We start from the raw sequence: 13,211 nt of genomic DNA on the forward strand, positions 1-13,211 counted from the left end.
AGCACCATTCCAACCTCAACCGGGAGCTACGCACATGTTCTCATCAATGAAAAGGCGACTGATAACCGCCGCAAGTACCGTGGCGGCGGCGGCTCTCGTCGTCGCCGGCCTCGCCTTTGCGCCGCTCGCGGCCTCGGCGGATGCGCCACCACCGACACTGCCACAAACGGTCGGCGCCGATGTCCTCACCTCACCGCAGATCAACGGTGTCGTCTGGAACGTCGCGGTGTCCGGCACGACCGCATACGCGGTCGGCTCCTTCACGGCGGCAAGGCCGTCAGGCTCGGCGCCGGGGGTGAACGAGGTCACACGTAACAACGCGATGGCCTACAACATCCTCACGGGCGCGATCCTGCCCTGGAACCCGAACCTGAGCGCTCAGGCGACGAGCGTGAAGGTGTCGCCCGACGGAACAAAGCTGTACGTCGGCGGCAACTTCAACACGGTCGGGGGAACATCCCAGAGCAAGATCGTCGCTTTCGATCTTCCTTCCGGCAACCGTGACCCGAACTTCCAGCCGTCGATCAACGGCACGGTCGTCGGCATCGCGGTCTCGAACACCACGGTCTACGCGGGCGGTTCGTTCCTCCAGGCGGGTGGCCAGTCGCGCACCAACCTGGCGGCGTTCACCCGCTCCACCGGAGCCGTGACCGCATGGGCGCCGACTGCTGACGACATCGTCGAGGCCCTCGTGGTCTCGCCGGACAGCTCACGCGTCGTCATCGGCGGTCGCTTCCAGAACCTGAACAGTCAGGGCATCGTCGGAATCGGGGCCGTGGACGGCACCGTCGGCGCCACCCAGACCTGGACCAGCCGGCCGATCCCGACCGCGCAAGGCGCCAGTGCCCGTTCCTGGACCACGGACCTCCTCCTCAAGGACGGGGTCGTCTACGGCACCGCCGACGGCGAGGGCGGCCACTGGTTCGACGGACGGTTCGCAGCCGACTTCGCGACAGGCAACCTGACCTGGCTCGACAACTGCTACGGCGCCACCTACGGCACCCAGGTAATCGGTCAGGTGGTCTACTTCGTGGACCACTCGCACGACTGCCTCTCGGTGAACACGTTCCCGCAGCAGAACCCCACGGTGTGGATGCGCGCAACCGCAGACACGATCTACCCGACGGGATTCGACCAGCAGCCTCCGGGGGCCAACTCGAACTACTCCGGTCAGCCCATCCCCACCCAGCTCAACTGGTACCCGGCAGTCAACACCGGCAACTACACGGGCGCTTTCCAGGGCGGATGGTCGCTCGGGTCGGACGGGTCGAAGTACCTGGTCATGGGTGGAGAGTTCACGACTGTGAACGGCATCGCCCAGCAGGGCCTCGCCACCTTCGCAACACGTGACACCGCGCCCAACAAGGTCGGGCCGCAGTATCGCACGACCCTGCAGCCCAGTGTGCTCTCGCTGTCGAACGGGACCGCCCGCGTGGCCTTCACCGGCACAAGCGACCCGGATGACGCCGTGCTCACCTACCAGGTGCTGCGCGACAACAGCCTGACCCCGATCTACTCGGTGGACAGCAACTCACAATGGTGGGCCCTTCCGCAACTCGGTTACGTCGACAGCGGACTGGTGCCCGGAAGCTCGCACACCTATCGCATCCAGGTCAAGGACCCGTGGGGCAACAGCACCATAGGCCCGCGTTCGGCAGCGGTCGTCATCTCTTCGGCAGCTCCGAGTGCGTACACCCAGATGATCGGTGCCGATGGAGCTTCGACGTACTGGCCGCTCAATGAAGCGAGCGGAACGGTCGTCTACGACAACGTCGGGTTCAACGATGCGGATGCCGGCACAGCCGTGACCCGCAACGTTCCGGGCGCGATTCCGAACGATGCAGCGTCGAACTTCACCGGTTCGGACAGCAGCACCATCGCAACCCGCACGGCGATCACCGGACCGAACGTGTTCACGATCGAGGCCTGGATCAAGACCACCAGCACCAGCGGTGGAAAGATCATGGGCTTCGGCAACGTGCAGACGGGCAGTTCTGGTAACTACGACCGCCACATCTACATGGATGGCGCAGGACGGATCACGTTCGGTGTCTACCCGGGTGGCGTCGCGACCGTAACCAGCAAGCCGGGCTTCAATGACGGCAACTGGCACCTCATCGCCGCGTCTCTCGGCCCGGACGGGATGAAGCTGTACATGGACGGCGCTCGCGTCGCCCAGCGCAGCGACGTCACGACGGCGCAGGGATACTCCGGTTACTGGAGGGTCGGCGGTGACAACCAGAATGGATGGCCGAACACCGGTTCGTCGCAGGACTTCACCGGCACGATCGACAACGTGGCCATCTACCCGACGGTCATCTCGCCGACGACCGAGCTGAACCACTGGACGTCGACCGGAAGGACGTCGACGATCCCGTCGGCCCCTGCTGACTCCTACGGCAAGCTCGTCTACCAGGACAACCCCGACCTCTACTGGCGTCTCGACGACACCACAGGGTCCGTCGCCAAGGACGCGGGTGTGACCGGCAATGACGGTCTCATCAGCGGCACCGTGACGAAGAACCAGTCCGGCGCCCTCGCCGGCGGGATCGGGAAGTCGTTCGCATTCGACGGGTCCAGCGGCATGGTCGCAGCCAGCAACCAGGCCAGCAACCCCACGGCTTACACCGAGGAGGTCTGGTTCAACACCACGACCCACGTCGGCGGCAAGCTGATCGGGTTCGGGAACACGCAGACGGGCCTGTCGAGCAACTACGACCGGCACATCTACATGCAGAACGACGGCACGCTGGCGTTCGGCGCGTGGACCGGCCAGACCAACCTGGCGATCAGTCCGCTCGCGTACAACGACGGGAACTGGCACCAGGTGGTCGCCAGCCAGGGAAGCGACGGCATGAAGCTCTATGTCGACGGTGCCCTGGTGGCCACCAACCCGCAGACGCAGGCGCAGGGCTACAGCGGCTACTGGCGGATCGGCGGCGACAACACCTGGAGCTCGTCGAGCCCGTGGTTCAACGGCAAGCTCGATGAAGCCTCGGTGTACTCGTCGGTCCTCTCGGCGAGCCGCATCCTGGCCCACTACCAGGCCGGCGCCGGCATCGTGGCGAACCAGCCGCCGGTGGCCTCGTTCACGTCCTCTCACACGGACCTGACCGCGACCTTCGACGCGAGCGCCTCGAGCGACCCTGAAGGTTCCACGCTGACGTACAGCTGGGACTTCGGAGACGGCTCGGCCGCGGGCACCGGAGTCAACCCGTCCCACACCTACGGATCCGCTGGCAACTACAACGTGACCCTGACAGTGAAGGACACGAGCAATGCGACCAATTCGGTGACGCACGCGGTGACGGTGACGGCACCGAACCAGCCGCCGACAGCCGCGTTCAGCGCGACGCCGACCAACCTCACAGTTGCGTTCGACGGCACGGCATCCTCGGATCCTGAAGGTCCGGTGGCGTCGTACGCGTGGGACTTCGGTGACGGCACGACGGGAACGGGTGCGACTCCCTCGCACACGTACGCCACGGCGAACACCTACACCGTCAGCCTGACGGTGAAGGATGGAGTCGGCGCGAGCAGCGCACCGGTCACCCACCCGGTGACGGTCACTGCGCCGCCGAACCAGCCGCCGGTAGCGGCCTTCTCGTCGACCATTGCAGGCCTTGTGGCATCGTTCAACGGGAGCGCCTCGAGCGACCCCGAGGGTGCGACGCTGACGTACAGCTGGGACTTCGGTGACGGTTCGGCCGCTGGTACGGGTGCGACTCCGTCGCACACGTACGCAGCGTCCGGCAACTACAACGTCACCCTCACTGTCACGGATGACAAGGCTGCAACCGGCACCGTCTCCCACCAGGTGACTGTCAACTCCGTCGTCGTCCTCGCGCAGGACGCCTTCGGACGCAACGTCACCAACGGCTGGGGCACGGCGGATGTCGGCGGAGCCTGGAGCACGGTGAGCACGGCGAGCAACTTCGTCGTGAACGGCATCGGATACATCAAGATGGCCAACCCCGGTTCGGGCCCTGCGATCTACCTCTCCGGAGTGAGTTCGACGGACACCCAGGTGCTGGTCAGTGTCGGTCTTGACAAGGCGCCCACCGGCGGCGGAGTGACGACCTCGGTCATCGCTCGCGGCGCAGGTACCACGGGCGAGTACCGGGCGAAGGTGATGTTCCTCGCGAACGGAACCGTCTCGCTCGGGCTGACCAGGACCGACTCGACGGGCGCGCAGACGACACTGGCCGCCGACACTGTGATCGCGGGCCTCACCTACACCGTGGGTGACCAGCTCAACATCAAGGTGCAGGCGTACGGAACGTCGCCCACGACGCTCAACGCGCGGGTCTGGAAGAACGGGACCACGGAGCCTGCCACCTGGCAGCGCACCGCCACGGATTCGACAGCGGCCCTCCAGGTCGCCGGTCGGATCGGGTTCTTCTCGTACAACTCCAGCTCGTCGACCAACGCACCGATACAGTCGCTCTGGGACAACCTGGTCGCGACCAAGACCGGCAACTAGAACACAGCTGAGGAGACAACCGTGACGAAGCGAGCACGCTCCGATTCCGAACCTTTGCACATCGCAATGATCGGAACCCGGGGCGTGCCCGCTGCGTACGGCGGCTTCGAGACGGCGGTCGAGGAGATCGGCCGCCGGCTCGTCGCCCGTGGGCACAAGGTCACGGTCTACTGCCGAAGCAATGACGGCCCGCGACCTGCCGAGTACCTCGGCATGGACCTGGTCTACCGTCCGGCTGTGCGCTCGAAGGCAATCGAGACGCTCAGCCACACCTTCTTCTCGGTCGCGCACGCGGTCAGTCACCGCCGACCGGACATGGCCTTCGTCTTCAACGCGGCCAACTCCCCCTTCGTCCCTGTCCTTCACCTCCGGGGTATCCCGAGTGCGGTCCACGTCGACGGCCTCGAATGGAAGCGTGACAAGTGGGGCGGTGCGGGCCGCCGCTACTACCGCATGGCGGAGGGCAGGGCCGTCCACTCGGCGGATGCGCTCATCGCCGACGCGCAGGGCATCGCCGACTACTACGCGAGCGAGTTCGCGGTTCCGACCGAGCTCATCACCTATGGCGCCCCTATCCTCACCGATCCCGGGTCGTCGCGCCTGGCCGAGCTCGGCCTGGAGCCGGGCCGCTTCCACCTCGTGGTCGCCCGGTTCGAACCGGAGAACCACGTCGACGTGATCGTCGAAGGCTACGGCCTGAGCGACGCACGCTATCCCCTGGTCGTCGTCGGCTCCGCGCCGTACTCCGCCGAATACACAGAGTCGATCGCCTCGATGGCGGCGGCCGACCAGCGCGTCCGGATGCTCGGCGGGGTGTTCGACCAGGAGCTCCTCGACCAGCTGTACGCGAATGCGCTCACCTACCTGCACGGCCACTCGGTCGGCGGAACCAACCCGTCGCTCCTGCGCTCCATGGGGGCGGGCACCGCGGTCATCGCGTACGACGTGGTGTTCAACCACGACGTCCTCGGCGACGACGGGGTCTACTTCGACAGCGTGAACAGCGTCGGAGACCAGATCATGCGAGCCGAAGCCGGCGAGGCCCAGCAGCGCGACCGCGGCCTCCGGCTCCAGCAGCGCGCGTCCGAGCGCTACGACTGGGACGATGTGGCGGCCTTGTACGAGAACCTCGCCCGTCGTCTGGCAGACGGCGCGAGCATCCGGGGCATCGGCTCGCGCCGGCGCCGGGACAGCGAGTGGTCCGCGCGGCCGGATGCGCACGCGCAGACCGCCGAGGTCTGAAGCGGTGACGAACGGGGCAGCCGATGACTGAGGTGAGGGGGACCGAGGGTTGGAGCGCATCCGCTCTGCTCGGCCGCATCCCTGTCTCGAACGCGCCGGATGAGCGCGAGGCCCGGCAGGCGGCCCGCCGCCACCGGATGGCACCGTATCTCGTCTGGATCCTCCTGATCGCGAGCATCGTCCCGTGGCGTCGCAGCGTCTACTTCGAGGGCTCATTCGACCCGGTGGTCATCGCGAAAGCGGTCGTCGGGATCGCGGCCCTCCTCTTCGCACTCCTGGGCGCCCGGCGGTCCTCGCTGAGGAATCCGATCGGGATCACCTCGATCGCGTTCGTCGCCGCGTTCGCAGGTGTCGCACTGATCGGGGGCGACGCCTCCGGAAACTTCACCGCTGCCGGCGTCTCGACGGTGCGCATCGGGATCGTCGCCGCCGCGATCGTGTTCGTCGTGAGGTCCACGCCGCCGCTCGAGGTCATCCGATCACTCCTCACCTCGATGGCGCTCTTCGGCCTCTTCGCGGCTGCCTCAGGAGTGGCGTCCGTCGCCGGCGGCGACAGACTCGTCGCGACGCTGCCCCCGCTCAACCCCAACGACATCGCGCTCCTCTGCGCCGCCCCTGCGATCGGGCTCCTCCACGAGCTGATCATCGGCAACCGACGATGGTCGCGCGGCGTGCCGATGCTCGCCCTCCTCATCGCGATCGTGGTACTCACCCAGTCACGGACGGGCCTGCTGGCGATGCTGGCCGCCTTCGTCGTCGTCTTCCTCCACGCGCGGCGCCTGCGGCCGAACGCAGTGATCGCGCTCGTACTGCTCGTGCCGTTCACGGCGGCCGCCGTGACTCTCACGAATCTCATCACGAGCGTGGCGGAGCGCGGAGACGCCTCCGGGCAGAACATCGTGACCCTGAGCTCGCGGACGATCGCGTGGCAGGCGGTGCTCTCCACGCCGGAGACGAGCTGGGCGCACTGGATCGGCTCAGGCATGGCGGTGCGCCAGGTCCAGGTGGCCGGTCAGTATTGGGACAACCAGGTGCTCGACAGCAGCTGGTTCTCGGCGCTCGCCCAGGCGGGGGTCATCGGCGTCGTGATCATGGCCGGCTGGATCGTCGTCGTCGCCTCATGGTCGTTCCGCGCGCGCACGCTGCGGTCGATCACCACGCCGCTCATCACGTTCCTGGTGATCCGCAGCTTCCTCGAGAACGGCCTGATCGACACGAACATGATGTTCGTGCTGTTCTTCAGCGTCGCACTCATCCTGGAGAGCGACCACCTCATGCGCAGTCGGGAAGAGCGCCCGGAGTCCCCGCAGCGTGCGGGGATCCGGGCGCTTCTGTCAGTTCGCCCAGGCGCCTAGCTGCTTGCTGCCGCTCGTGACGCCGGCTTCAGCGGCCAGGTCGGCCGGGATGGCCTGCGCACGGGTCGCCGCCTGTGAGGCCAGCGTGGGGAGCAGCGCCCACTTCGAGCCGAGCACGGCACTGCCGGTCGTCTCGACTCCGGTGCTGTCCTGCCCTGCCCCGGTCTGGAACGCCGCCAGCGACGAGTACTGCGAGGCAGCCGCAGCGCCCTGCGACCAGATCACCAGTGCGGACGGCGTCTGCGCGTTGGCACGCTGGTAGACGTTGCCCTGCGCCGTGACACCCATCGCCTTGGCGCTGAACGCGGCCGAGTAGTCCTCGACGCAGAGCAGGCAGTTCGCGCCGCCCTTCGCGTCGCCGATGATGTTGTTGCGCACCTCGACCGGGCCGTTGACCCAGGTCACGGTGGGGTCGGGCAGCGGCTGGCGCGGGTCGTGTCCGGCGATCGAGGTGTTGCTCGCCCGGCGGGTGTCCTGCACGATGTTGAGGTTGCGCACGTTGCCGGTGACGGTGTTGTTCCAGATCCGCACACCGCTCGTGTCGTTGATCTTCATCCCGTTGTCCGTATTGCCGGTGACGAGGTTGTCGACGATGTCGAACTTGGCCGAGATCTCGGTGATCAGGCCGTGACCGGCGTTGTTCACGATGTCGTTGCCTGCGACCTTGCCGTTGTAGACCGACTCGTCGAACCAGAGCCCAGGGCCGAGGTTGTCGACGAAGACGCTCTTCGAGACGGTCACGTTGCGCGAACGGGAGATCTTCACGCCACCGGAGACGGGGGAGTTGTTGAAGTGCTCCGTGTTGTTGTCGAACGCGAGGACACCGGTGACGGTGAGGTTGTCGGACGTCGACATGCTCGCACCGAGCATGCCGTTGTGCGACAGCGTCACGTTGCGCACGGTCGAGCCGCTCTGCATCACGAAGAGTCCGGTCGTGGCGTTGTCGCTGATGACAAGGTTCTCGAGTGTGATGCCCGGCTTCTCGGCCGTCACCGCGCCCATGTGGGCGACCGACGGCGCGAAGCGGCGGATTCCGATGCCGCGGATCACGCTGTTGTCGCCACGGATGCTCACAGCCTTCGCGATGTCGCTCGCGCGAACCGTGTGGCCGGCCGGGTCGGTGCCGAGGTAGAGCTGCTTGCTCGCGTAGTCGACCGCGAAGGTTCCCGGCTTCACCGCGGATGCGGACGCGACCTGGGTCTGTGCGACGCCGTCGATCCAGACCTGGTCGGGGTGAGCGGCCAGCGGGTACTTCGGGTTGACGAACTGCCAGTTGGCGCTCGTGCCGTCAGGTGCGCCGAACGTGTAGGTCGGGCTCGAGTCGAACTGCGCGGTCCAGCCGCCGGACACCCATCCCGTGGAGGACTTGGCCCACGTTCCGACGACACTGCTGCCGTCGAGCCAGACCGCCTCGTGCGGATACGACTGGATCGTCAGGGTCTTGCCGGAGATCGTGATGCCTTCGTGGTACGAACCGGCCCGCACGACGATCGTCGACCCGCTCGGCGCGGCGCTGATCGCCTTGCCGACGGTCTTGAACGGCGCACTGAGCGACCCGGCTGCGCTGTCGCTGCCCGAGGTGGACACGAAGTACGCTCCCGCGGGAATCGCGTAGGCGGTCGAGCCGATCGGCGCGCTTCCGGCGGAGATGCGGGTGGCGCTCGCCGGGGCGGTCGCGCTCGAGCCCGGATCCGGTGCGGTCGGACCGGCCGGCTGCGTCGGGGTGGGCGACGGGGTCGCTGTCGGCGTCTGCGACGGGGTCGGCGTCGGGGCCGGCGTGGCCGGCTGGGACGGCGTCGTCGTCGGCGTGGAACCGTTCGGCGTCGTCGTCAGCTCGGTTGCGACGAGGTTGTCGACGGCCAGTCGGGCCGACGTCGAGGTCTTCGACTCGTACGACCAGAGGCTGATGGCGCCGGCGCCGCTGAGGCGGGCGGCCGAGCTGTCCGTGGCGGTCGTCTGCCAGCCGGGCTTGGTCATCGACGAGGTCCACACTCGGGCAGCGAGGTCGACACTGGTTGTGCCGGTGGACTGGAATTCGATGTGCGCCAGCTGGTGCGCGCCGATCGTGAAGGGAAGCGTCGACGAGGCAAGGGTGGTCTGGGCCGCTGCGTCGCCGTTGATCCGTACGATCTGGAGGGTCGCTGCGCCGCCTGCTGCGATGCGCACGTCAGCCCGGTAGTACGAGCCGCCGTTCACGCGTAGCTGGACGCCGGTCGACGTGCCGTTGCCGGACGCGGCCAGGCTGTCGAGCGCGAGAGCGTAGCCGGCGCGCACGTCGCGCACGCTCACTGTTGAGAGCGTGGCGATGCGGGAGGCCGCGGGAGTGGGAAGGGACACCGCACCGTTCGCACCGTTGATGCTGAACGACGAGGGCGACGAGATCGTGTAGGCGCCGCCGACCGGGGCAACGCCCCAGCCGGGTGAGACCGAGCGGTTCATCGTGTCGTTGACCACGATGGCACCGTCGTAATAGGCGGCCTGTGCTGACGATGTTGCGGCGTAGACGGCGGTTCCGGCGACAAGAGTGCTGGCAACGGCCGCGGCCGTAATCACGAAACGCAATCTCTTCGGGGAATTCGGGCGGGCATGACGGGGGTGGCGATGGCTCACGTAGTTTCCTCTTTGGGGGGGTAGCGTGCGGGGGCGGATGACACCCAAACGGGGGTGAAATTCTATGAGACCAACACCTGTTTACAAGGAAAAGCAACCAAAGGCAAATGCACCAGCGTGCGGATGTTACCCCAGTTCGGGCGAGAAATCGTCACCTTTTGCCGTGCGTCGTCCGATCAGCCGTGCAGGGACTCCCCCGAAGATCTCCATCGGACCCACTTCACCGCGCACCACGGCACCCGCCGCGATCACCGCCCCCGTGCCGATCCGGGCGCCCCCGAGCACCACCGCTCCCGCCCCGATCCAGACGTCGTCGCCGATGAAAGTCTCGGCCCGCACCTCGCCCTGTTCGCGGATCGGGCGGCTGTCGTCGACGTACACGTGATTCTCAGATACGACTGTGACCGACGGCCCCAGAAGGCAGTCCGAGCCGATGCGGATACCACCCTGGCCGAGAAGCACATTGAAGGCGCCGATCGACGTGCGCGGCCCGACCACGATGCCCACACCGAGGTTGCGGATGACCCCCGACCCACGCAGGATCGCACCCTGGTCCACCGTCGCGTGATCGCGGAGAACAACACCCCTCCTGGAGAGCGCGTCGATGGTCACGCCGTGCCCCAGGATCGTGTCCGATCCGAGCCGGAGCTTGCGCCGGTTGCGCAGTGTCACCGATCGGCCGAAGTAGCTCGACGGATAGCCACGAAGGCCCGCCCGCACCCGCTCGACGACACGACGCCCGACGGAGCGCGCCAGGTCTTCGGCACCGAGGTCTTCATCGAGGCCCTGGTCGAGTCCCCTCGTCCTCTTATATGCACTGTCGATGATGCGACGGAACACGGGTTCCTTTCTCCGTTCGATCTGTTCGACGATGGCGCCGCGCATCGCGCGGACCGTCGCCTTCCACGTGTAGCGCTCGACGAGGCCGGCACTCGCCGCAGCACCGGCACGACCTTCCTCGAGTGCGCGGGTGACCGCTTCGACGACGGAACCCGCGTCACGCGGGTCGAAGAAATTGCCGATCAGGCCGAATTCCTTAAAAGATGGGATGCTGCTCAGTGCGATCGGTGCCCCCACCGACGCCGCCTCGATCAGCGGCAGCCCGAAACCTTCATCCAGTGACGGGAAGACGAAGGCGGCGCAGTTCGCGTACAGCCATTTGAGTTCGCCGTCGGGAAGGTAGCCGCAGACGACCACACTGCCGGCCCGCACGGCGCGGTCGAACGCGACCGACTGCCCGGCAGCCCCATCCGCCACACCGACGACGAGCAACGGCAGCTCCGGCGAGATGATGCCCGCCCCGTCGAGCGCATCGACCAGGAATTCGAGGTTCTTGCGCACATTGAGGCGGCCGACGGCGAGAAGGTAGCGGCCGGGCGCGGGGGCGTCGGACGGTGGCGTCGCCTGGGCCGAGGCGAAACCGGTCGCGAGTCCGAGACCGACCGCTTTCGTCGCGCCGGCGAGCCCGGCATTGAAGCGCACGATCCGCTCCTTCTCCGACTCCGACGAGGTGAAGACGAGGTCGGCGCCGCGGGCGAGCGCCGGGATCGCCGCGAGGTATTGGCGCTCGGCCCGCGTGAACCACTCGGGATGCTCCTGGAACATGGCGTCGTGCACGAAGGTCGCGCGCAGGGCATCCGATCGAACAGGGGTGAAATTCTGCGCCAGCACGACGTCGTAGCCGCGTGCAGCGGCGAGTTCGACGGATGCGGCGAGCGCCTGGAGCGGCACGTGGAAGTTGCGGACGGCGACGGAATCAGGGACGAGGGGGACGGTCGAGCCGCGGTCGAGCCCGGGCGGCAGCGCGACGGTCACCTCGTCGCCCGGGAACTCCTGGACCCACGCGTCGACGAGCGAGGTCAGGACGTTGCGCCCCGATGGCGGCCCCGACTGCCACCAGTAGGCGTCGAAGAGTATCCTGAGACTGTTCTCAGCATGCATCCTTGTCCCCCGCTCAGGTGTCGATAGATCCTCAAGTTTAGTGTTATGTTCGATTGACTAATTGATCTCGAACGTAGGGGATTCGCGGTGGACTTCGTCGGCTATATGCGCGTATTTCGCGAGAGATGGCTCGCGATAGTCGCCTGCGTGGTCCTCGGGCTCCTGGCGGCCGTCGCCATCACCGTGACGACGCACCCGGTGTACCAGGCCAGCGCGACCCTGTTCCTCAAGGTCGACTCCGACTCATCCTCTCTCTATGACCGGTCGCAGTTCAGCGTGCAGCGCGTCAAGTCGTACCCCGACCTCGTCGACAGCCCGAGCGTACTCCAGCCGGTGATCGACCAGCTCGGCCTTGACACGACGCCCCAGGCCCTCGCCGCGAACGTCTCAGCATCCAACCCGATCGACACGGTGGCACTCAAAGTCACGGCGCAGGCCGACGAGGCCAAGCTCGCGGCACAGATCGCGAACTCGGTGTCGGCGGAACTCGCCAAAGAGGTCAGCACGCTCGAGACGGCCAAGCTCGCGCAGTCCGCTACGGGCAAGAACCCGATCCCGGTGTCGTCGATCGAACTGGTCCTCACCGTGCCCGCACAGACGCCCACGGCGGCTGCATCCCCCAACAAGACGGTCAACCTCGCCATCGGCCTCCTCAGCGGCCTCGCCGGCGGCCTCATCCTCGCTCTTCTCCTCTCCCTGTTCGATCGCAGGCTGCGCACGGCAGCGGGAATCCGGAAAGCGGGCGGACTCCCCCTCATCAGCCTCGTGCCGCGCGGTCACCGCGGCTGGGCCCGCCTTCTCGGCCGGAATCGCGCAGCGGCGGCAGCCATCGCCCACGGCGAGATCCTCACCAACCTGCAACTGATCGGCGACGGGCGGCTTCCCCGCGTACTGGCGCTCGCACCTGCCACCACGCCGGCCACCGTGCGCGACCTCCGGCTCCAGCTGGCGCGCGCCGCGAGCGAACTCGGGCGCTCCTCGGCGATCATCGAGACGGATGCGGCGACCGCCGGCACCCTCCCCGAGGAGGCGCGAACCGCGCAACTCGGCTTGACGAACGTGCTCGCTGACTCTGCGACGATCGACGACGCGATCATCGTCCCCGTCGACGACACGATCGCGATCCTGCCCGCCGGCCCCGCCGACGCCGCCCCGACCCGAGAGGTCGTGGCGCGGGAGATCGGCTCGGTCCTCGAAGCGATGGGCGACCTGTTCGAGTTCACCGTCGTTCAGGCGAGCCCTCATTCGCGACCGGTCGACCTCGCATCCGTCGCCGGCGAAGTGGATTCCGTCGTGATCGTCGTGCAGTTCGCGCGGACGCAGCCCGACGACCTCTCCCGTCTCGTCACCTTCCTTGAAGCAAACCGGGTGCGCCCACTCGGTGTCATCATGACCTCGGTGCCGCGGTGGCGGCGCAGCGTCGTCGTCGACACCTGGCAGCCAGGCGACATCGTCGACGCACACGGCCCTGCGCGCCTGCACACCGTCGACCGAAGTACGTCCGGCTCCGGCCCGGCAGAAGGCCCGGGTACAGGCGCCGATCGCAAGCCGCTCGCGAAGGCGCGTCCCTGAACCACCTG

At 67.3% G+C, this 13,211-nt stretch carries 6 protein-coding genes; 4 read left to right on the forward strand and 2 right to left on the reverse strand.

Features of this window, described 5'->3' with window-relative positions; all coding sequences use genetic code 11:
• Positions 1-46: 46 nt before the first annotated feature.
• From AAYO93_RS16210 to AAYO93_RS16220, 3 genes are read left to right on the forward strand one after another with little or no spacing between them, the layout of a single operon-like run.
• Complete coding sequence (locus AAYO93_RS16210) at positions 47-4,483, forward strand: PKD domain-containing protein (RefSeq protein WP_345762199.1); 4,437 nt, start codon at positions 47-49, stop codon at positions 4,481-4,483.
• Positions 4,484-4,504: 21 nt separating this feature from the next.
• Entirely contained in the window at positions 4,505-5,725 is a 1,221-nt protein-coding gene (locus AAYO93_RS16215; RefSeq protein ID WP_434056649.1) for a DUF1972 domain-containing protein, read from the forward strand.
• A gap of 23 nt (positions 5,726-5,748) precedes the next feature.
• Complete coding sequence (locus AAYO93_RS16220) at positions 5,749-7,080, forward strand: O-antigen ligase family protein (RefSeq protein WP_345762200.1); 1,332 nt, start codon at positions 5,749-5,751, stop codon at positions 7,078-7,080.
• On the opposite strand, the gene AAYO93_RS16225 is transcribed toward AAYO93_RS16220, so the two are convergent.
• Together AAYO93_RS16225 and AAYO93_RS16230 are read right to left on the reverse strand one after the other, a co-directional pair.
• Positions 7,060-9,633 carry a right-handed parallel beta-helix repeat-containing protein gene (locus AAYO93_RS16225; RefSeq protein ID WP_345762201.1) on the reverse strand — a complete coding sequence of 858 codons (2,574 nt, stop codon included), beginning with the start codon at positions 9,631-9,633 and terminating at the stop codon, positions 7,060-7,062. The two genes, AAYO93_RS16220 and AAYO93_RS16225, sit on opposite strands and share 21 nt — an antisense overlap.
• A gap of 183 nt (positions 9,634-9,816) precedes the next feature.
• Positions 9,817-11,631 carry a glycosyltransferase gene (locus AAYO93_RS16230; protein ID WP_345762202.1) on the reverse strand — a complete coding sequence of 605 codons (1,815 nt, stop codon included), beginning with the start codon at positions 11,629-11,631 and terminating at the stop codon, positions 9,817-9,819.
• Positions 11,632-11,778: 147 nt separating this feature from the next.
• Here AAYO93_RS16230 and AAYO93_RS16235 point away from each other — a divergent pair, with 147 nt between their 5' ends.
• Positions 11,779-13,203: a hypothetical protein gene (locus tag AAYO93_RS16235; RefSeq protein ID WP_345762203.1), complete on the forward strand. Its 1,425-nt coding sequence runs from the start codon at positions 11,779-11,781 to the stop codon at positions 13,201-13,203.
• Positions 13,204-13,211: the final 8 nt, after the last annotated feature.

The sequence above is a fragment of the Diaminobutyricibacter sp. McL0608 genome (assembly GCF_039613825.1).
Classification (GTDB): Bacteria; Actinomycetota; Actinomycetes; order Actinomycetales; family Microbacteriaceae; genus Diaminobutyricibacter.

What these genes read in the sequence shown, in the direction of transcription:
- AAYO93_RS16210 (WP_345762199.1), top strand. Translation starts at nt 47, where the DNA reads ATGAAAAGGCGACTGATAACCGCCGCAAGTACCGTGGCGGCGGCGGCT.
- AAYO93_RS16220 (WP_345762200.1), top strand. Translation starts at nt 5,749, where the DNA reads ATGACTGAGGTGAGGGGGACCGAGGGTTGGAGCGCATCCGCTCTGCTC.
- AAYO93_RS16230 (WP_345762202.1), bottom strand. Translation starts at nt 11,631, where the DNA reads ATGCATGCTGAGAACAGTCTCAGGATACTCTTCGACGCCTACTGGTGG.